General features: G+C 65.0%; 21 protein-coding genes. 15 read left to right on the top strand and 6 right to left on the bottom strand.

Annotated elements, in window-relative coordinates; genetic code table 11:
* Positions 1-20 precede the first annotated feature (20 nt).
* The 7 genes from prfB (at position 21) to V0R62_RS18385 (ending at position 6,790) form a co-directional block, all read left to right on the top strand.
* Positions 21-1,116, top strand: a protein-coding gene (gene prfB, locus V0R62_RS18355) for a peptide chain release factor 2 (protein ID WP_330104747.1) whose coding sequence is annotated in 2 segments (ribosomal slippage) — positions 21-92 and positions 94-1,116 — 1,095 coding nt in all. Because the reading frame shifts where the segments join, the coding sequence is not laid out codon by codon here.
* Between the two features lie 93 nt (positions 1,117-1,209).
* On the top strand, positions 1,210-2,712 hold the full coding sequence (gene lysS, locus V0R62_RS18360) for a lysine--tRNA ligase (RefSeq protein ID WP_330104748.1): 1,503 nt from the start codon (positions 1,210-1,212) through the stop codon (positions 2,710-2,712).
* 207 nt (positions 2,713-2,919) lie between these two features.
* Positions 2,920-3,624 carry a TetR/AcrR family transcriptional regulator gene (locus V0R62_RS18365; protein WP_062360515.1) on the top strand — a complete coding sequence of 235 codons (705 nt, stop codon included), beginning with the start codon at positions 2,920-2,922 and terminating at the stop codon, positions 3,622-3,624.
* Positions 3,625-3,653: 29 nt separating this feature from the next.
* Positions 3,654-4,202, top strand: a complete 549-nt coding sequence (locus V0R62_RS18370; RefSeq protein ID WP_062574967.1) for a LolA-like protein — start codon at positions 3,654-3,656, stop codon at positions 4,200-4,202.
* 92 nt (positions 4,203-4,294) lie between these two features.
* Positions 4,295-5,572, top strand: a complete 1,278-nt coding sequence (locus V0R62_RS18375; RefSeq protein WP_028691572.1) for a flavohemoglobin expression-modulating QEGLA motif protein — start codon at positions 4,295-4,297, stop codon at positions 5,570-5,572.
* Positions 5,544-6,467: an alpha/beta hydrolase gene (locus tag V0R62_RS18380; RefSeq protein ID WP_330104749.1), complete on the top strand. Its 924-nt coding sequence runs from the start codon at positions 5,544-5,546 to the stop codon at positions 6,465-6,467. Before V0R62_RS18375 ends, V0R62_RS18380 begins: the two co-directional genes overlap by 29 nt.
* The gene (locus tag V0R62_RS18385; RefSeq protein ID WP_330104750.1) at positions 6,464-6,790 is read left to right on the top strand and encodes a hypothetical protein; all 327 of its coding nucleotides are present in this window, start codon (positions 6,464-6,466) and stop codon (positions 6,788-6,790) included. Before V0R62_RS18380 ends, V0R62_RS18385 begins: the two co-directional genes overlap by 4 nt.
* 28 nt (positions 6,791-6,818) lie before the next feature.
* Here V0R62_RS18385 and V0R62_RS18390 read toward each other — a convergent pair whose 3' ends face one another.
* The 5 genes from V0R62_RS18390 to V0R62_RS18410 form a co-directional block, all read right to left on the bottom strand.
* A complete protein-coding gene (locus V0R62_RS18390; protein ID WP_330104751.1) occupies positions 6,819-7,136 on the bottom strand; it encodes a type II toxin-antitoxin system RelE family toxin in 318 nt (105 codons plus the stop codon).
* Positions 7,090-7,374: a type II toxin-antitoxin system Phd/YefM family antitoxin gene (locus V0R62_RS18395; protein WP_186716353.1), complete on the bottom strand. Its 285-nt coding sequence runs from the start codon at positions 7,372-7,374 to the stop codon at positions 7,090-7,092. Before V0R62_RS18395 ends, V0R62_RS18390 begins: the two co-directional genes overlap by 47 nt.
* 140 nt (positions 7,375-7,514) lie before the next feature.
* Positions 7,515-8,303, bottom strand: a complete 789-nt coding sequence (locus V0R62_RS18400) for an OmpA family protein (protein WP_186716354.1) — start codon at positions 8,301-8,303, stop codon at positions 7,515-7,517.
* A 49-nt stretch (positions 8,304-8,352) separates the two neighbouring features.
* Complete coding sequence (locus V0R62_RS18405) at positions 8,353-8,766, bottom strand: DUF4398 domain-containing protein (RefSeq protein WP_028691568.1); 414 nt, start codon at positions 8,764-8,766, stop codon at positions 8,353-8,355.
* A gap of 255 nt (positions 8,767-9,021) precedes the next feature.
* Positions 9,022-9,366: a hypothetical protein gene (locus V0R62_RS18410; protein ID WP_050704382.1), complete on the bottom strand. Its 345-nt coding sequence runs from the start codon at positions 9,364-9,366 to the stop codon at positions 9,022-9,024.
* A gap of 144 nt (positions 9,367-9,510) precedes the next feature.
* Between V0R62_RS18410 and ppc the strand changes: the two genes are divergently transcribed.
* The 7 genes from ppc to V0R62_RS18445 all read left to right on the top strand — a co-directional run bounded on the left by ppc (position 9,511) and on the right by V0R62_RS18445 (position 16,657).
* Positions 9,511-12,138 (top strand): phosphoenolpyruvate carboxylase, encoded by a 2,628-nt coding sequence (gene ppc, locus V0R62_RS18415; protein ID WP_330104752.1) that lies wholly within the window; start codon positions 9,511-9,513, stop codon positions 12,136-12,138.
* 258 nt (positions 12,139-12,396) lie between these two features.
* Positions 12,397-13,047 (top strand): adenylate kinase, encoded by a 651-nt coding sequence (gene adk, locus V0R62_RS18420; RefSeq protein ID WP_028691565.1) that lies wholly within the window; start codon positions 12,397-12,399, stop codon positions 13,045-13,047.
* A 90-nt stretch (positions 13,048-13,137) separates the two neighbouring features.
* Complete coding sequence (gene tsaB / locus V0R62_RS18425) at positions 13,138-13,812, top strand: tRNA (adenosine(37)-N6)-threonylcarbamoyltransferase complex dimerization subunit type 1 TsaB (protein WP_330104753.1); 675 nt, start codon at positions 13,138-13,140, stop codon at positions 13,810-13,812.
* Positions 13,813-13,944: 132 nt separating this feature from the next.
* Entirely contained in the window at positions 13,945-14,235 is a 291-nt protein-coding gene (locus tag V0R62_RS18430; protein WP_028691563.1) for a hypothetical protein, read from the top strand.
* A gap of 3 nt (positions 14,236-14,238) precedes the next feature.
* Positions 14,239-15,108 carry a DUF72 domain-containing protein gene (locus V0R62_RS18435; RefSeq protein ID WP_330104754.1) on the top strand — a complete coding sequence of 290 codons (870 nt, stop codon included), beginning with the start codon at positions 14,239-14,241 and terminating at the stop codon, positions 15,106-15,108.
* A 22-nt stretch (positions 15,109-15,130) separates the two neighbouring features.
* The gene (locus V0R62_RS18440; protein WP_330104755.1) at positions 15,131-15,961 is read left to right on the top strand and encodes an isocitrate lyase/PEP mutase family protein; all 831 of its coding nucleotides are present in this window, start codon (positions 15,131-15,133) and stop codon (positions 15,959-15,961) included.
* A 6-nt stretch (positions 15,962-15,967) separates the two neighbouring features.
* On the top strand, positions 15,968-16,657 hold the full coding sequence (locus V0R62_RS18445; RefSeq protein ID WP_330104756.1) for an extensin-like domain-containing protein: 690 nt from the start codon (positions 15,968-15,970) through the stop codon (positions 16,655-16,657).
* 2 nt (positions 16,658-16,659) lie between these two features.
* Here the strand turns inward: V0R62_RS18445 and V0R62_RS18450 are convergent, their stop codons facing one another.
* Positions 16,660-17,280 (bottom strand): energy transducer TonB, encoded by a 621-nt coding sequence (locus tag V0R62_RS18450; RefSeq protein WP_330104757.1) that lies wholly within the window; start codon positions 17,278-17,280, stop codon positions 16,660-16,662.
* Positions 17,281-17,376: 96 nt separating this feature from the next.
* Here V0R62_RS18450 and V0R62_RS18455 point away from each other — a divergent pair, with 96 nt between their 5' ends.
* Positions 17,377-18,159, top strand: coding sequence for a class I SAM-dependent methyltransferase (locus tag V0R62_RS18455; RefSeq protein ID WP_330104758.1), 783 nt, complete (start codon positions 17,377-17,379; stop codon positions 18,157-18,159).
* Positions 18,160-18,249: the final 90 nt, after the last annotated feature.

An 18,249-nucleotide genomic window follows, 5' to 3' on the forward strand; every position in this document is an offset into this window, starting at 1 on the left:
CGTACGAGAGCTGCCCGCCCATGGAAATCCAACCGATCCTGAACACCATCAAGGACCTCACCGAGCGTTCCCAGTCCATTCGGGGGTATCTTTGACTACGATCACAAACATGATCGTCTGGTCGAAGTAAACCGCGAGCTGGAAGACGCCGCTGTCTGGAACAAACCCGAGTACGCCCAGGCCCTGGGCCGCGAGCGCGCGATGCTGGCGCAGGTGGTCGAGACCCTCGATAAACTGTCCAACGGCCTGACCGACTGCAAGGACCTGCTCGACATGGCCGTCGAGGAGGACGATGAAGGCGCTGTCAGCGATGTCGAGACCGAGCTGCAAGGGCTTGAGGAATCCCTCGCCCAGCTTGAGTTCCGTCGCATGTTCAGCGGCGAGATGGACCCGAACAACGCCTACCTGGACATCCAGGCCGGCTCTGGCGGCACCGAGGCCCAGGACTGGGCCAACATCCTGCTGCGCATGTACCTGCGCTGGGCCGACAAGCGCGGCTTCGACGCCACCATCATCGAGCTGTCCGAAGGCGAAGTCGCCGGCATCAAGGGCGCCACCGTGCACATCAAGGGCGAGTACGCCTTCGGCTGGCTGCGCACCGAGATCGGCGTGCACCGCCTGGTGCGCAAGAGCCCGTTCGACTCCGGCGCCCGTCGCCACACCTCGTTCTCGGCGGTGTTCGTCTCGCCCGAGATCGACGACAAGGTCGAGATCGAGATCAACCCGTCCGACCTGCGCATCGACACCTACCGCTCCTCCGGCGCCGGTGGCCAGCACGTCAACACCACCGACTCGGCGGTGCGTATCACCCACGTGCCGACCAACACCGTGGTGGCCTGCCAGAACGAACGCTCCCAGCACGCCAACAAGGACACCGCCATGAAAATGCTGCGGGCCAAGTTGTACGAGCTGGAGATGCAGAAGCGCAACGCCGCCTCCCAGGCCCTGGAAGACAGCAAGTCGGACATCGGCTGGGGTCACCAGATCCGCTCCTACGTGCTCGACGACTCGCGCATCAAGGACCTGCGGACCGGCGTCGAGCGCAGCGACTGCCAGAAGGTCCTGGACGGCGACCTCGACCAGTACCTGGAAGCGAGCCTCAAGCAGGGGCTGTAAACCGCACACCACCGCCGCGATACGAGGCCCAGGGCCCGTATCGCGTGCCCTGCCCGACAGGGGCAACGAACACCTGATGGAAAGAATGACGACATGAGCGACCTCAAGACCGAAGCGCAAGACCTGCAACAGGAAGAAAACGCCCTGATCGCCCTGCGCAAGGAAAAACTTGCCGCCGAGCGCGCCAAGGGCAATGCCTTCCCCAACGACTTCCGCCGCGACAGCTACTGCAACGACCTGCAGAAGCAGTACGCGGACAAGACCAAGGAAGAGCTGGAAGCAGCGGCCATCCCGGTCAAGGTCGCCGGTCGCATCATGCTCAACCGTGGCTCGTTCATGGTCATCCAGGACATGACCGGCCGCATCCAGGTCTACGTCAACCGCAAGACGCTGCCGGAAGAGACCCTGGCCGCGGTCAAGACCTGGGACCTGGGCGACATCATCAGCGCCGAAGGCACCCTGGCCCGCTCCGGCAAGGGCGACCTGTACGTCGAGATGACCAACGTGCGCCTGCTGACCAAGTCGCTGCGCCCGCTGCCGGACAAGCACCACGGCCTGACCGACACCGAGCAGCGCTACCGCCAGCGCTACGTCGACCTGATGGTCAACGAGGAAACCCGCCACACCTTCCGTGTGCGTTCGCAGGTGATCTCGCACATCCGCAAGTTCCTCATCGAGCGCGACTTCCTCGAAGTCGAAACCCCGATGCTGCAGACCATCCCCGGCGGCGCCGCGGCCAAGCCGTTCGAAACCCACCACAACGCCCTGGACATGGCCATGTTCCTGCGCATCGCGCCGGAGCTGTACCTCAAGCGCCTGGTGGTCGGTGGCTTCGAGAAGGTGTTCGAGATCAACCGCAACTTCCGTAACGAAGGCGTTTCGACTCGTCACAACCCTGAATTCACCATGCTCGAGTTCTACCAGGCCTACGCCGACTACCGCGACAACATGGACCTCACCGAGGAACTGTTCCGCGAGCTGGCGCAGCTGGTACTGGGCAGCACCGACGTGCCGTACGGCGACAAGGTGTTCCACTTTGGCGAGCCGTTCGTGCGCCTGTCGGTGTTCGACTCGATTCTCAAGTACAACCCGGAGCTCACCGCCGCCGACCTCCAGGACGTCGACCGTGCCCGCGAGATTGCCAAGAAAGCCGGCGCCAAGGTGCTCGGCCACGAAGGCCTGGGCAAGCTGCAGGTGATGATTTTCGAAGAGCTGGTCGAGCACAAGCTGGAACAGCCGCACTTCATCACCGAGTACCCGTTCGAAGTCTCGCCGCTGGCCCGTCGCAACGACGACAACCCGGCCGTGACCGACCGCTTCGAGCTGTTCATCGGTGGTCGCGAAATCGCCAACGCCTACTCCGAGCTCAACGATGCCGAAGACCAGGCCGAGCGCTTCCTGGCCCAGGTGGCCGAGAAGGACGCCGGTGACGACGAGGCCATGCACTACGATGCCGACTTCGTCCGCGCCCTGGAATACGGCATGCCGCCGACCGCCGGTGAAGGCATCGGCATCGACCGCCTGGTGATGCTGCTGACCAACTCGCCGTCGATCCGCGACGTGATCCTGTTCCCGCACATGCGTCCACAGGCCTGAGCGATCTGAACAAGCCGCCTTTCGAGGCGGCTTTTTCATGCCTGAAGCTTTATGTTGTCAGTGCGGGCCTCATCGCGGGGCAAGCCCGCTCCCACAGTTGCACCGCAGGGCTTGAGCGTTGTGGTGTAACGTGGGAGCGGGCTTGCCCCGCGATGAGGTCGGCACCGGTAACCCACTGTTCATGAGGTACCTCCAGTGACCCCCGCAATGCCCCACCAGGGCGCCGCCGGCATCGCCACCGCCGTCGCCGAGAGCGTGCAGTACCAGGGCCGCAAGACCGCCCGCCAGGGCAGCGAGCAGCGCCGCCAGCAGATCCTCGACGCCGCCATGCGCATCGTCGTGCGCGATGGCGTGCGCGGCGTGCGCCACCGCGCCGTGGCTGCCGAGGCCGGCGTGCCGTTGTCGGCCACCACCTACTACTTCAAGGATATCCAGGACCTGCTGGCCGATACCTTCGCCCAGTACGTCGAGCGCAGCGCGGCCTACATGGCCAAGCTCTGGACCAACACCGAAGGCGTGCTGCGCCAGTTGCTGGCCCAGGGCGACGGTACCCCCGAGGCCCGGGCGCACCTGGCCGATGAAGTGGCGCGCATGCTGGCCGACTACGTCCTGCGCCAGCTGAACAACCGCCGCGACTTCCTCATGGCCGAGCAGGCCTTCCGCCAGGAGGCGCTGCTGTGCCCGCGCCTGGCCGAACTGGTGCAGGCCCACGAGCAGATCCTGCTGCATGGCGCGCGACAGATCCTGCAGGTGGTCGGTTCGCGTCAGCCCGAGCAGGATGCCCAGATGTTGACGGCGATAATCGAGCAGATGGAATATCAGGGCCTGCTCAAGGATGCGAATGCGCAGGCCGATGAGCAGATGCTCGCTATCCTTGTCCGATACCTGCAGATGGTGCTGGCCTCGGCCTGAGTGGCGAACGATTTTTCAAGGAGAACCTGATGAAAGCCTGGCGTGTGGTGTTGTTGACCTTGTCATTCCTCCTGCTGGGCGGTTGTCTGGTGACGTTCGACGAGCCGCTGCCGGCCAACCAGCCGGCGCCTAAGGCCCTGCTCGGGCAGTGGAGCAGCAAGGACGCCTGGGGCCAGCCGCTGAAGCTGAGCATCAGCCGCGCCGGCGGCAACACCTACAAGGCGGTGGCCCGTGCCCAGGGCAAGGCCCCCGAGGAATACGCCTTCACCGTGGCCCGGCATGGCAACCGCTGGTACCTGTCGGCCGGCGTGCCCAAGCGCCTGGGCGGCAACTTCCTGATCGGTGGCTTCGAGGTGATCGACGGCAAGCAGCTGGTGGTCTACAACCTCGATGTCGAGCAGGTGCAGCAGGCCGTCGCCAAGAAAGAACTGAGCGGACGCAATACCGAAGTGCCGGAAGATAACGGCGAGGGCGTGCTTATCGACAGCCCCACCGAGCGGGTGCTGGCGTACCTGGACGATCCCGCCAACTCCGATCTGTTCGTCGAGGTGGCGCGCTTCCAGCGTTCCGGTAAATAGCAGTGAGCATACCGGCCTCGTCGCTGGGCAAACCCGCTCCTGGTTGTGGGAGCGGGCTTGCCCCGCGATGAGGCTCCAAGAAGGAGTCCCGCGTGGACGAGTACCAGCAGACCATACGCACGTTGTCCGACCGCATCGTCGCCACCCAGACCCCGATCCGCGTGCTCGACGCGGTGAAATGGGACGACGGCATCCGCCAGGGCTTCCTCAAGGCCAAGGGCAAGGAGCCACCGGCGGTGGACCGTGCCTACTACCAGAACCGCCCGCTGTCGTTCGACTCCAGCGCGGTGAAGGCCGAGTTCCAGAGCATCGAGCGCGACATCACCCGGCAGTTGGGCCAGTTCAACCCGGTCGGGCAGATCATGCGGCGCATGTGCAAGGAATACCGCATGGTGGTGCGCATGCTCGAAGCACGCGGCACCGAGGACTTCGGATTGATCTCCCAGGAGCTCTACGGCGCCGCCTCCGATGCCTTCCACGCCGGTGATCCGACCCTGGCCGACCTGGGCCTGATGCTCTCGGACTACCTGAACAACATCGACGGTCGCGGCGACCTGAAGGACGAGCCGAAGAACCTCACGGCCAAGGAAGCAGTGGAGATCCTCCAGCGTCGCCTGAACAAGGTGTTCGGCGAGGCCGAGGAGACCATTCGTGTGTTCGAGTCCGACGGCATCGTCGCCGACGCCGCGGCCGGCGCCGACTACATCAAGGTGCGCGCCGACGCCATGTTCAACAGCCGCGACGTGCGCGCCCTGGAAGTGCATGAAGGCCTGGTGCACGTCGGTACCACCCTCAACGGCCTGAACCAGCCGATCTGCACCTTCCTGGCCAAGGGCCCGCCCTCGTCGACGGTGACCCAGGAGGGCCTGGCCATCCTCATGGAGGTGATCGCCTTCGCCTCCTACCCCAGCCGCCTGCGCAAGCTCACCAACCGCACCCGTGCCATCCACATGGTGGAGGAGGGCGCCGACTTCCTGCAGGTCTTCGAGTTCTTCCGCGGCCAGGGCTTCGAGATGGGGCAGAGCTACAGCAACGCCAGCCGGGTGTTCCGTGGCTCGGTGCCCAACGGCCTGCCATTCACCAAGGACTTGTCCTACCTCAAGGGCTTCATCATGGTTTACAACTACATTCAGTTGGCCGTGAAGAAGGGCAAGCTCGAGCAGATCCCATTGTTGTTCTGCGGCAAGACCACCCTGGAAGACATGCGCACGCTGCGCCAGCTGGTCGAGGAAGGGCTGGTCGAACCGCCCAAGTACCTGCCCGAGCAGTTCCGCGACCTCAACGCGCTGTCGGCCTGGATGTGCTTCTCCAACTTCCTCAACCACCTGAGCCTGGACCGTATTGAAGCCGACTACGCGAACATTCTCTGACGCCTGCCGTCACCTCGCCTTCGGCTTCGGGTTGCTGCTGTTGGGCGGCTGCAGCAGCCTGCTGTTCTACCCCGAGCCCGGCCAGCCGTTCACCCCGGAAAAGGCCCGCCTGCAGTATCAGGACCTGACCCTCCACGCCGCCGACGGCACGCGCCTGCATGGCTGGTGGCTGCCCGTGCCGGCGGGTACCGAGGTCAAGGGCACGGTGCTGCACCTGCATGGCAATGGTGGCAACCTGGCCTGGCACCTGGGCGGCAGCTACTGGCTGCCGAAGGCGGGCTACCAGGTGCTGATGATCGACTATCGCGGCTATGGGCTGTCCCAGGGCAAGCCGACATTGCCTGAAGTCTATGGTGACATCGGCGCGGCGCTGGACTGGCTCGACAAGGCGCCCCAGGCCCAGGGCAGGCCGCTGGTGCTGCTCGGCCAGAGCCTCGGCGGGGCCATGGCCATCCACTACCTGGCCCAGCACCCCGAGCAGCGCCGACGCTTCAGCGCCCTGGTGTTCGATGGCGTGCCGGCCAGCTACCGGGCGGTGGGGCGTCATGCACTGAGCACTTCGTGGATGACCTGGCCGCTGCAGGTGCCGCTGTCGTGGCTGGTGCCGGACGGCGACAGCGCGATCAACTCGATCGCCCGCCTGGACAGCCCGCCGAAGCTGTTCTTCCACAGCATTGACGACAACCTCGTGCCGTTGGACAACGGCCTGCGTCTGTACCGCCAGGCGCCGCCGCCCCGGGTGCTGCAGCTTACGCGGGGCGACCATGTGCAGACTTTCGCCGACCCGACCTGGCGCCAGGTGATGCTGCGCTTCCTGGAAGACCCTACCCATTTCAACGGCCTGCGCCGCCTGGCCGAAGTACCCAACTACCCTGACGAGAAGAACAAGCAATGAGTGAAGAACGCAACGCCATCCCGCTGATCCTGACCGGCGTCGGCAGCATCATCGTGACGGTGGGAGCCCTCTGGTACTACGGCTACCTGCATTTCGCCAAGCCCGAGGATGCGCTGTTACTGCAGGATTTCACCATGCTCAAGACCATTCCGGGGGAAGATTACAAGGTCTCGCTGACGCCGGCACTACAGGTGGCACAGTGCATCGATGGCGTGCTGGTGCTGTTCGACACCGAGCAGAAGGGCCTGACCGGGGTGCTGGTGGACAACCGCAAACGCGCGGTGCGCTGCATGGGGCAGGAGACGCCGCAGCAGGTGCAGTGAATGATAGGGCTGCTGCAATGCGGCCCGATCAGTTCAATCGCGCGCTGGCGACTGAATAGACATCGCATCTTTCACGTTTGCCGATTGCGATGACAAGCACTACCACGCGCTGATCAATCACCTGGTAGACCAAGCGGTAGCCGGCTGATCTCAATTTGATCTTGTAGCAATCAGTCATGTTATTGAGCCGGTCTTTTTCAACTCTGGGTCGAGCCAGTCGGGCCTTGAGTTTCTTGGCAAACTGCAGGCGCAATGTGGGTTCGAGCTTGCGGTACTCCTTGTGCGCTCGTGAATCAAACTCAAGGTTGTAGCTTGCTGTCGCGCTCTGCGTCGGCGATGAGCTCATCGATATCCACCCTCACGGTAGGCCCGCCAAGCCGCTGGCGTACCAGCTCGGCCAGTTGGATATCGTCAATCAGATCCATCATCGCCTCGTAGCGCTCTGGTGGTACTGCGTAGAAGGCGGGCTCGTTCCGATTGAGGATCACCACGGTTTCACCGTGCGCTTGGCGAATGGTGCCCATTGGGTCTTTCTTAAGGTCGGTGATGGATGCTGCCAGATCGGCGAGGACAGGGTAGGTCATAGTTGTATCAACCCATTTGTCGAGAAGGATGGTTGCCTCAGTTTAGTGCTTTTAAAGGTGTCTTCAAAGGTGCTTTTGACGGAAGGTCAAGCATGAAAAAACCCGCCATCAGGCGGGTTCTTTCATTCAGACAGCAGCCCTCATTGGACTTGGCTCACCGCCCGCGGCGCCACCGGCTGGTTGTCGTTGGAGATGGTCACCTCTACCCGACGGTTTTGCGCGCGGCCCGAGTTGCTGCCGTTATCGGCCACCGGGTACTCCTTGCCATAACCCTGGGCGACGATGCGCGCCGGGTCGACACCCGCACGTACCAGTGCCATGCGCACCGCGCCGGCGCGGCGCTCGGACAGGGTCTGGTTGTAGTTGGCCGAGCCGACGCTGTCGGTGTAGCCCTCGACGATCACCTTGCGCTCGGGGTTCTCCTGGAGGAACTGGGCCAGTTTGGTAACGTTGGGGTAGGCGCTGCTCTTGAGCACGGCCTTGTTGAAGTCGAACAGCACGTCACCGAAGGTCACCAGGGTGCCACGGTCGGTCTGCTTGGCGTTCAGGCTGTCCTGCAGCTTCTTGATCTGCGCGTCGCGGGCGTCCAGCTTGGCCTGGGCGCGCTGGGCGGCGGCGTTCTTGAGTTCGGCCTCGGCGCCGCGCAGGGCGATGGTCTGCTTGGCCACTTCGACACGCTGGTTGGTCAGGTAGGCGAGCTGGTCGACCTTCTTCGAGTCCTCGCGCTCCATGTAGGCCTTGTCGGCCTTGTTCAGCCAGTCCTGGGCGTCCTTGGTCTCGAGCGCGGCTACCTTGCTCGACTGCGGGTCGCTCTGCAGGGCGGAGAAGTTGGTGCGGGCCGACTCCAGGTTGGCGTTCGGGTCGTGGGAGCAGGCGGCGAGGCCCACGCTCAGGGCCAGCAGGGCGGGAATCATGACGTAGTTGCGCATAGTGTTCATCCTTTGATCGTTAACGAAGGCTCATGAGGCTGGGCAGGGCTCATTCGGCGCTGCGCAGGCCTTCCTCGCGTACGTCGTTGATGCCTTGACGGGCATCCTGCACGGCCTTCTGGGCCTTGGCCGCCTGGGCCTTGCGCTCGGCGACGCGGGCGTCCCATTCGGCCTGTTCAGCCAGCAGCTTGGCCTGGTCGTACTGCTTGTCGTGCATGGCGATCTCGGCCTTCTTGAACTTGTCCTGGGCAGCCTTCATCTCCACGGCGGCGAATTCGGTGCCACCGGCACTGACCGCCGAGTTGACCGCCGATTGGGTCACGGCGTACTGCTCGGTGGGCGGCTTGCCCGCGCAGCCGGCCAGCACCAGGCTGCTGCCCAGGGCCAGCGCGGCCAGCTTGAGCCCGCGCAGGTGAGTGGAGGAAGGTTGTGCGATGCGGGTCTTCATGGTGGTCAACTCCATTGGGTCACTCCTGTTAAACGACGATGCCACGTGGTGGCTATCGCTGTTCCCCTGTGGCCAGCGTCGGGCGCAAAGGCCCGTGTTTACAGGGTTTTGCCGTGATGGCTATTGGCTGTGACCGAGGCGTTTTTTGAATAGTTCAGAAAAATTTGCACGCTAAAGGTATTTTTTTCTGACTAATCAGTCAGCGGAATTTCCGTGGAACTTCCGCTGTGGATGACGGTATGCCGGGTCTTGCCCGGCACCCGGAAAGGCTCAGTGCGACTGCTCTTCCCGAACCCGGCCAAGGGCCTGCAGGTGGCGCCGGGAGAGGGCCAGGAAGCGTGGCGTGGGGCCGATGTCCTCGTACAGCGGGTCGCCTTCCTCGTCGGTGGCGATCACCTGCTGGCCCTTGATGTAGGGAAAGCTGGCCTCAAGCTCTTCAAGCGCCGCCGCCACCAGTTCGCCCAGCAGTTCCTCGGGGCTGCGCTTGGGGTACATGTCGATCAGCGCGGCCAGGCGCGCTTCGGCTTCCATGTCCAGGTGCAGGACATGGCCGGTGGGGCTCAGGCGGCCGGCGGCGTTCTGTTCCCAGTGCTGGGCGAGTTGGCGAATTTTCATGATGACCTCTGTCAAAGCCTGGTAATGGCATTGCTTCGGATGTCCTGTGTTCACTTTAGTCGCTCTGGCCGCTTCCGGCTTGCCAGGCGCGGGCGCGAGTGGGCACTCTTGGGCGCATGCGGTTTCCTGGAGTGGAGAAGGCTGATGAGTGATATCGATCTGCGCTTGCGCGAGGATGTGCACCTTTTGGGAGAACTGCTGGGCGAGACCATCCGCCAGCAGCATGGCGAGGCGTTCCTGCAGAAGATCGAGGACATCCGCCATAGCGCCAAGGCCGATCGGCGCGGGCAGGGCGAGCGACTGAGCTCGACCCTGGGCGACCTGGCCGAGGAGGACCTGCTGCCAGTGGCGCGGGCGTTCAACCAGTTTCTCAACCTGGCCAACATCGCCGAGCAGTACCAGCTGATCCGGCGCCGCGATGCCGACCAGCCCGAGCCGTTCGAGGCGCGGGTGCTGCCGGAACTGCTGACGCGGCTGAAGGCGGCGGGCCACGGCAACGATGAGCTGGCCCGGCAACTGGCCAGGCTGAACATCGAGCTGGTGCTTACCGCTCATCCCACCGAGGTGGCCCGCCGCACCCTGATCCAGAAGTACGACGCCATTGCCGCGCAACTGGCCGCGCAGGATCATCGCGACCTCGTTCTCGGCGAGCGCCAGCAGGTACGCGAGCGCTTGCGCCGCCTGATCGCCGAAGCGTGGCACACCGAGGAGATCCGTCGCACCCGGCCGACCCCGGTGGATGAAGCCAAGTGGGGCTTCGCGGTCATCGAGCACTCGTTGTGGCAGGCGATCCCCAACCACCTGCGCAAGGCCGACGCGGCCCTGTTCGAGGCCACCGGGCTGCGCCTGCCGCTGGAGTCGGCGCCGGTGCGCTTCGCCTCCTGGATGGGCGGTGACCGCGACGGCAACCCCAACGTTACGGCGGCGGTCACCCGCGAAGTCCTGCTGCTGGCGCGCTGGATGGCCGCCGACCTGTTCCTGCGCGATATCGACGGACTGGCCGCCGAACTGTCCATGCAGCAGGCCAGCGCCGCGTTGAAAGACAAGGTCGGCGACAGCGCCGAGCCTTATCGCGGCCTGCTCAAGCAGCTGCGTGACCGCCTGCGCGCCACCCGCGCCTGGGCCCATGCCTCGCTGACGAGCACGCAGCCGGCCAGCGCCGCGGTGCTGGTGGACAATCGCGAGCTGATCGCGCCGCTGGAGCTGGCCTACCAGTCGCTGCATGAATGCGGCATGGGTGTGATCGCCGACGGTCCGTTGCTCGACTGCCTGCGCCGGGCGGTGACCTTCGGCCTGTTCCTGGTCCGCCTGGACGTGCGCCAGGATGCCGCCCGCCACCGCGACGCGCTGTCTGAAATCACCGACTACCTCGGCCTCGGTCGCTATGCCGAGTGGGACGAGGAGCGCCGCATCACGTTCCTTCAGGCTGAGCTGAAAAACCGTCGCCCGCTGTTGCCGGCGCACTTCCAGCCTCAGGCCGAGACGGCCGAGGTGCTCGCCACCTGCCGCGAGATCGCCGCCGCGCCTGCGGCGTCGCTGGGGTCGTACGTGATCTCCATGGCCGGCGCGGCCTCTGATGTGCTGGCGGTACAGTTGCTGCTCAAGGAGGCCGGGCTGACCCGGTCAATGCGCGTGGTGCCGCTGTTCGAGACCCTGGCTGACCTGGACAACGCAGGCCCTGTGATGGAACGCCTGCTCGGTTTGCCGGGCTACCGCGCCGGCTTGCAAGGGCCGCAGGAGGTGATGATCGGCTATTCCGACTCGGCCAAGGACGCCGGTACCACCGCGGCGGCCTGGGCCCAGTACCGCGCCCAGGAGAACCTGGTGCGCATCTGCCGCGAACACCAGGTCGAGCTGCTGCTGTTCCATGGCCGCGGCGGCACGGTCGGGCGCGGCGGCGGCCCGGCCCACGCGGCGATCCTGTCGCAACCGCCGGGTTCGGTGGGCGGGCGTTTCCGCACCACCGAGCAGGGCGAGATGATCCGTTTCAAGTTTGGCTTGCCGGGCATTGCCGAGCAGAACCTCAACCTCTACCTAGCCGCCGTGCTGGAGGCGACCCTGCTGCCGCCGCCACCGCCGGAGCCGGCCTGGCGCGCGTTGATGGACCAACTGGCCGCTGATGGCGTCAAGGCCTACCGCGGCGTGGTGCGCGAAAACCCGGACTTCGTCGAGTACTTCCGCCAGTCCACCCCCGAGCAGGAGCTCGGCCGCCTGCCGCTGGGCAGCCGCCCGGCCAAGCGCCGCGCCGGGGGTATCGAGAGCCTGCGGGCGATTCCGTGGATCTTCGGCTGGACCCAGACAAGGCTGATGCTGCCGGCCTGGCTGGGCTGGGAAACGGCGTTGAACAATGCACTGGCACGCGGGCAGGGGGCGCTGCTGGCGCAGATGCGCGAGCAATGGCCGTTCTTCCGCACCCGCATCGACATGCTGGAGATGGTCCTGGCCAAGGCTGATGCACAAATCGCCGAGGCCTACGACGAACGTCTGGTGCAACCCGAACTGCTGCCGTTGGGCGCGCACCTGCGCGACCTATTGTCGCAGTCGTGCCAGGTGGTACTGGGCCTGACCGGGCAGCCGGTGCTACTGGCGCACAGCCCGGAAACCCTGGAATTCATCCGCCTGCGCAACACCTACCTGGACCCGTTGCACCGCCTGCAGGCCGAGCTGCTGGCGCGCTCGCGCAGCCGTGAAGCCGCTCTGGACAGCCCGTTGGAGCAGGCCTTGCTGGTGACCGTGGCAGGGATCGCGGCAGGTTTGCGCAATACCGGCTGAGGGCGTTCGAGACCGGTCTCGGTGATTGGCGGGGTTGCTCCTGCGCCAACCCCCGACGGCCGGTTGCGCCGGGCGCAACCAGTGCCCCGGCCAGCGGCGGGCGGCCCGTTCCTGGCACTTTTGGACGCTTGTCGGGGGGGCGGGCGCTGTGTATCTTGAGCAGCCTTTTGACCGATTTTACGGTCTCGTCCGATTTTCCGGAGTTGGCCTTGTGCGCCGAATCCGTTGATTTGCAAAGAAAAATATGAGGAGCACAAGATGCGCGTAATTCTGCTGGGAGCTCCCGGGGCCGGTAAAGGTACTCAGGCAAAGTTCATCACCGAGAAGTTCGGTATTCCGCAGATCTCCACCGGTGACATGCTGCGTGCCGCCGTCAAGGCCGGCACCCCGCTGGGCCTGGAGCTGAAAAAGGTCATGGATGCCGGCCAGCTGGTCTCCGACGAGCTGATCATCAGCCTGGTCAAGGAGCGCATCGCTCAGCCGGACTGCGCCAACGGCTGCCTGTTCGACGGCTTCCCGCGCACCATCCCGCAAGCTGAAGCCATGGTCGCCGCCGGTGTCGACATCGACGCCGTGGTCGAGATCGCCGTGGACGACGAAGAAATCGTCGGCCGCATGGCCGGTCGCCGCGTGCACCTGGCCTCGGGCCGCACCTACCACATCCAGTACAATCCGCCGAAGGTGGAAGGCAAGGACGACGTCACCGGCGAAGACCTGATCCAGCGCGACGACGACAAGGAAGAAACCGTGCGTCACCGCCTGTCGGTCTACCACAGCCAGACCAAGCCGCTGGTGGACTTCTACCAGAAGCTGTCGGCCGCCAACGCCGGCAAGCCTAAGTACAGCCACATCGAAGGCGTCGGCTCGGTCGAGTCGATCACCGCCAAGGTGCTGGCAGCCCTGAGCTGATCCATCACCGTGCGTCACGACGGCCCGCTTGCGGGCCGTTGTCGTTTATACTGCCGCTCTTTTTCCCCTGTCGCCTGGATACCTCGTTCGATGACCACCTTGCTGGCCCTGGATACCGCCACCGAAGCCTGTTCCGTCGCGCTGCTGCACGACGGCAAGGTGACCAGCCACTACGAGGTGGCCCCACGCCTGCACGCGCAGAAGCTGCTGCCGATGATCAAGCAGCTGCTGGCCGACTCGGGCGTGGCGCTGAGCGCGCTGGACGCCATCGCCTTCGGTCGTGGCCCGGGCGCCTTCACCGGCGTGCGTATCGCCATCGGCGTGGTCCAGGGGCTGGCTTTCGCCCTCGAGCGTCCGGTGCTGCCGGTGTCCAACCTGGCGGCACTGGCACAGGGCGCGCTGCGTGAGCGGGGCGTGCAACAGGTGGCCGCGGCCATCGATGCGCGCATGGACGAGGTGTATTGGGGCTGCTATCGCGCCGAGCAGGGTGAGATGCGTCTGATCGGCCAGGAAATGGTGCTTCCACCCGAGCGGGTTGCGCTGCCGCAAGACCTGGATGGCGAGTGGTTTGGCGCCGGCACCGGTTGGGGCTATGCCGAGCGGCTGGCCGTGCAGGTCGCGGCCAGCGATGCCATCGCGCTGCCCAATGCCCTGGATATCCTCACCCTGGCCGGCTTCGCCTGGGCGCGGGGCGAGGCGGTTGCGGCCGAGCAGGCGCAACCGGTGTACCTGCGCGATAATGTGGCTACGCCCAAGGCGCGTTGAATGCAGTTCGTCGGCTATCGCCGTTCACGATAAAACCTTTTGCGCGTTCTGTGGTCCAGTTATCAGTTCGGGCATTAGCGAAGGATTCCTGATGCTGCTAAATTGCCATCATTGATCCTGAGTGCCCCTGTCATGCGTATCGACGGCTTCTCCTCACAGAGCTACCCCATCAAGCGCGCGCCTCGCAAGGCGCCGGCGCGTGACGAAGCCATCGACGAAGCCGACGCCGAGATCATCGAGGACATCGATGCGCAGGTCAGCCGTGCCAGTCGTCGCGGCGAGAACCTGCCGGCCCGCCAGCAGGACCTGATCTTCCCCCGCGCCCGCGACCGGCGTACCTCCACGGCGCTGGCCAGCTACCTGACCACTGCCGGCTTCACCGACTGGGAGATGGAAGTGCTGGGGCTGGACCTGTACATTTGATGGATGACGCCATCACCCCTCCCTTATTTCCTCGGTTGCCCGTCCTGGGCTGAAAACGCCTGGCGCGAGTACCTGTACCCCGCCGACGCCCGCACCAGCGAGTTCCTCGGGCTGTACAGCCAGGTATTCAACGCCGTCGAAGGCAACACCACGTTCTATGCCCGGCCAGCGCCAACAACGGTAGAGCGTTGGTCGCAGATCATGCCGACGGGGTTTCGCTTCACCGCCAAGTTTCCTGGTGATGTCAGCCACGCGGGCGATCTGCGTGAACAGCTCGACTCGGCGCTGGACTTCACACGGCTAATGGCTCCCTTGGGCGAGCGCGTGTCGCCTTACTGGCTGCAATTGCCGGCGATGTTCGGTCCGGCGCGCCTGGGCGAGCTTGCGCACTTTCTCGACGAGATCGGCGTGCCGGTGGCGGTGGAGGTGCGCAACGACGCGTTCTTTGCCCGTGGCGAGGAGGAGCGTCAGCTCAACCGCCTGTTGCATGAGCGTGGTGTCGAGCGCATCTGCCTGGATCCGCGTGCGCTGTTCAGCTGCGCTTCGCGCGAGCCCGCCGTGCTCCATGCCCAGGCCAAGAAGCCCAAGGTGCCGCCGCGCCCGGCAGCCTTTACCCAACATCCGCAGGTGCGCTTCATCGGCCATCCCGAGCTCGAGGCCAACGAGCCCTTTCTCACGCCCTGGGTGGACAAGGTCGCCGCCTGGATCGAGGAGGGGCGCCGCCCGTACGTATTCCTGCATACCTCGGACAACCGCCTGGCCGCGGCACTGGCCCAGCGTTTTCACCAGCGTCTGATGGGCCTGTTGCCAGGCTTGGCGGCGCTGCCTGAATTGCCGCGCGCCCCTGAGGTCGAACAACTGGGGCTACTGTGATCTGACTGTCGGAGGTTGAACCATGGATGTGCAAACCCTGCGAGCCGAAGCCTTCAAGGCACTGCATGAGCGTGATGGCGCGTTCGTCATTCCCAACCCGTGGGATGCCGGCTCCGCACGGATGCTGGCCAGCCTGGGCTTCGAGGCGCTGGCCACGACAAGTGCCGGGTTGGCGTTCAGCCTCGGGCGGCCGGATGCCGAAGGCGCGCTGACGCTCGAGGAGACCCTCGACAATGCCCACGCCATCGTCAATGCCACGCCGTTGCCGGTGGCGGCTGATCTGGAAAACGGCTTCGGCGATCTGCCGGAAGACTGCGCGCAGACCATCCTGCGCGCTGCCGAGGCGGGGCTGGTGGGTGGTTCGATCGAAGATGCCAGCGGGCGCAACGATGCGCCGATCTACGATTTCGAACTCTCCGTGGCACGGGTGCGCGCCGCCGTCGTGGCCGCCCGCAGCCTGTCCTTCCCCTTCACCCTCTGTGCCCGCGCCGAGAACCTGCTGCACGGGCGTCTCGACCTGGACGACACCATCCGCCGGTTGCAGGCCTATGCCGAGGCCGGAGCGGACGTGTTGTACGCGCCCGGTCTGCGCGGTGTCGACGAGATCCGGGCGGTGGTACAGGCTGTCGCGCCCAGGCCTGTGAATGTGCTGATGGGCATGCCGGGGGTGACGTTGAGCGTGAATCAGCTGCAGGACCTTGGCGTGAAGCGCATCAGTGTCGGCTCCTCGCTGGCGCGGGCGGCGTTGGGCGCTTTCCAGCGGGCCGCGCTGGAGATCTGCGAACAGGGCACCTTCGGCTATGGCGAGCAGGCACTGCCATTTGCCCAGCTCAACGATCTGTTCCGTCGCTGAGGTCGCATGCGCAAAGCGTTCACCCTGCTGGCCGGCCTGCTGCTGGTTGTGCTGCTAGCCTGGTTGTTGGGCTGGCGTCTGCCGGACGTCTGGAACCCCTGGGCCGCCCTGGATGTGCGGCAACCTCCGAACCTGCTGACGCCCTACAAGCTGTCGCGCCTGCGCGACGATCCCGAGCTATGCCGCCAGGCGTTGCAGACCACCACGCTGCGTTATCGACCGCAGAGTGACAGCCCGCCGCAGGCCGCTTGCCCGCTGCGCAACGTCTGGCGTGTGGAGGGTGGGCAGGCGCGCTTGAGCCGCAGCTTCCTCGCCAGTTGTCCGCTGGCGGTGGCCTATGCACTGTTCGAAGTGCATGGATTGCAGCCGGCGGCGCAGCGGGTGTTCGGTCAGCCGGTGGCCCAGGTCGATCATCTGGGCAGTTTCGCCTGCCGCAACGTCTACCATCGCAAGCAAGGCCGGCTCAGCCAGCATGCCACGGCCAATGCCCTGGATATCAGTGGTTTTCGTCTGAAGGATGGCCAGCGCATCGTGCTGGCCCAGGACTGGCCGGGAGAGGGCCCCAAGGCTGAGTTCCTGCGGCAAGTGCAGGCGGCGGCCTGCGTGAGCTTCAGCACGGCACTGGGGCCGGACTACAACGCCGCGCACCACAACCACTTTCACCTGGACATGGGCTTCTGGCAGATCTGCCGTTGAACTCAGGCGTGGACGCGCACGTTGTTCAGCACCACCGGGCGCGCCCAGTGAATATCGAACTCCAGGTCGTTCTGCTGCTTGGCCAGTGTCTGCTCGTCGAAGGGTTCGGGCGCAGGGTCGAGCAGGTTGGTCTCGAACTCGGCGATCGGCAGGAACAACGGTCGCGGCGATGGGCCGGGGCCGGGCTCGGCGATGGGGTGGCCTTGGCTCATGACCACCGGACGCAGCCAGCTGTTGCTGATGTCGAGCTGGCGCTGTTGTTCGATCAGTTCGACGGTGCCGAAGGGCTCGGGGGCGGGCGGCAGCAGCTTGGCTTCCAGTTCCGCCTTGGGCAGGAACAGCGGCTCGGGCGGGGCAACCTCGGTGTCGTGAACCGGCAGGGCGCGCTGGGCGTCGATCAGCGCCAGGGCACGGGCACCGCCGACCGGTTCGCCGCTTTCCTGGTCGCACTGCATCAGCGCCTGGCTGAAGGAGTCGACTTCGCCTTGCGGCTGCTCTGCCATGGCCCGGGCGAAGAAATCCTGCCACAGGTGGCTGACGCCACCCAGTGCCTGGGTATTCTGTCGACCGTAGTTGCCGACGGGCGACAAGTAGGTCAAGCCGATGGGAAGAGTGTCTGACATGGCAGTCGCGAACGTTGAGCTCTGGCAGAATAGCGGGATATTGCCTGTATCGGCTCTGGCCGGGGTTTCATTAATTTATTTCGAGTGCGGGAACGGATGGTAGAGCAACAGCAGGGCGCAGGTATCAGGGTCGAGGCACTGGCCCCGCAATTCCAGGCGCAGGCCGAGGTATGGGCCGAGCGGCTGGGCTTGCCGTTGGTCGATGAAGCCGCGGAATTTGCCGTGCAGCTGGGGGGCGAGGGGCTGCAGATCCAGCAGCTCGGGCCACAGGCGCCGGGGCCGGTGCGGGTAGATTTCGTCGAGGGGCAGGCGGCGCACCGGCGGCTGTATGGGGGTGGCAACGGGCAGATGATCGCCAAGGCCGTGGGCATCGCCCAGGGCGTGCGGCCGCAGGTGCTCGATGCTACGGCGGGGCTGGGCAAGGATGCGTTCGTACTGGCCAGCCTGGGTTGCCAGATGACCCTGATCGAGCGTCAGCCGTTGATTGCCGCGCTGCTGGAAGATGGGTTGGTGCGGGCGCGGGGGGATGAGGAGATTGCTCCGATCGTTGCGCGCATGCGCTTGCTGACCGGCAATGCGATCGAGCGGATGCGGGCTTGGGAGGGGGAGGCGCCGCAGGTGATCTACCTGGATCCGATGTTTCCGCATCGGGACAAGAGTGCCTTGGTGAAGAAGGAAATGCGGGTGTTCAGGCCTTTGGTCGGCGATGACCTGGATGCGCCGGCTTTGCTTGAGGCGGCTTTGGCGCTCGCCACGCATCGGGTGGTGGTCAAGCGGCCGCGCAAGGCGCCTATTATCGAGGGGGCCAAGCCGAGTCATAGTCTGGAGGGGAAGTCGAGTCGGTATGATATATATCCCAAGAAGGCTTTGAAGGCTTGATTGTTGGTTAGTTGGTTAGTTGGTTAGTTGGTTAGTTGGGGTATTTGTTTTTGAAGTTGTAGGCGCATTCATTTGCGATGTCGACGCTTG

Origin of the sequence: Pseudomonas carassii, assembly GCF_036324045.1 — a bacterium.
Taxonomy (GTDB): Bacteria; Pseudomonadota; Gammaproteobacteria; order Pseudomonadales; family Pseudomonadaceae; genus Aquipseudomonas; species Aquipseudomonas peradeniyensis.

Coding starts and splice junctions, on each gene's coding strand:
- adk (WP_028691565.1), top strand. CDS start 12,397: ATGCGCGTAATTCTGCTGGGAGCTCCCGGGGCCGGTAAAGGTACTCAG.
- V0R62_RS18435 (WP_330104754.1), top strand. CDS start 14,239: ATGACGCCATCACCCCTCCCTTATTTCCTCGGTTGCCCGTCCTGGGCT.
- V0R62_RS18430 (WP_028691563.1), top strand. CDS start 13,945: ATGCGTATCGACGGCTTCTCCTCACAGAGCTACCCCATCAAGCGCGCG.
- V0R62_RS18370 (WP_062574967.1), top strand. CDS start 3,654: ATGAAAGCCTGGCGTGTGGTGTTGTTGACCTTGTCATTCCTCCTGCTG.
- V0R62_RS18405 (WP_028691568.1), bottom strand. CDS start 8,766: ATGGAGTTGACCACCATGAAGACCCGCATCGCACAACCTTCCTCCACT.
- V0R62_RS18385 (WP_330104750.1), top strand. CDS start 6,464: ATGAGTGAAGAACGCAACGCCATCCCGCTGATCCTGACCGGCGTCGGC.
- ppc (WP_330104752.1), top strand. CDS start 9,511: ATGAGTGATATCGATCTGCGCTTGCGCGAGGATGTGCACCTTTTGGGA.
- V0R62_RS18390 (WP_330104751.1), bottom strand. CDS start 7,136: ATGAGCTCATCGCCGACGCAGAGCGCGACAGCAAGCTACAACCTTGAG.
- V0R62_RS18450 (WP_330104757.1), bottom strand. CDS start 17,280: ATGTCAGACACTCTTCCCATCGGCTTGACCTACTTGTCGCCCGTCGGC.
- tsaB (WP_330104753.1), top strand. CDS start 13,138: ATGACCACCTTGCTGGCCCTGGATACCGCCACCGAAGCCTGTTCCGTC.
- V0R62_RS18410 (WP_050704382.1), bottom strand. CDS start 9,366: ATGAAAATTCGCCAACTCGCCCAGCACTGGGAACAGAACGCCGCCGGC.
- lysS (WP_330104748.1), top strand. CDS start 1,210: ATGAGCGACCTCAAGACCGAAGCGCAAGACCTGCAACAGGAAGAAAAC.
- V0R62_RS18445 (WP_330104756.1), top strand. CDS start 15,968: ATGCGCAAAGCGTTCACCCTGCTGGCCGGCCTGCTGCTGGTTGTGCTG.
- V0R62_RS18440 (WP_330104755.1), top strand. CDS start 15,131: ATGGATGTGCAAACCCTGCGAGCCGAAGCCTTCAAGGCACTGCATGAG.
- V0R62_RS18455 (WP_330104758.1), top strand. CDS start 17,377: ATGGTAGAGCAACAGCAGGGCGCAGGTATCAGGGTCGAGGCACTGGCC.
- V0R62_RS18400 (WP_186716354.1), bottom strand. CDS start 8,303: ATGCGCAACTACGTCATGATTCCCGCCCTGCTGGCCCTGAGCGTGGGC.
- V0R62_RS18395 (WP_186716353.1), bottom strand. CDS start 7,374: ATGACCTACCCTGTCCTCGCCGATCTGGCAGCATCCATCACCGACCTT.
- V0R62_RS18365 (WP_062360515.1), top strand. CDS start 2,920: ATGCCCCACCAGGGCGCCGCCGGCATCGCCACCGCCGTCGCCGAGAGC.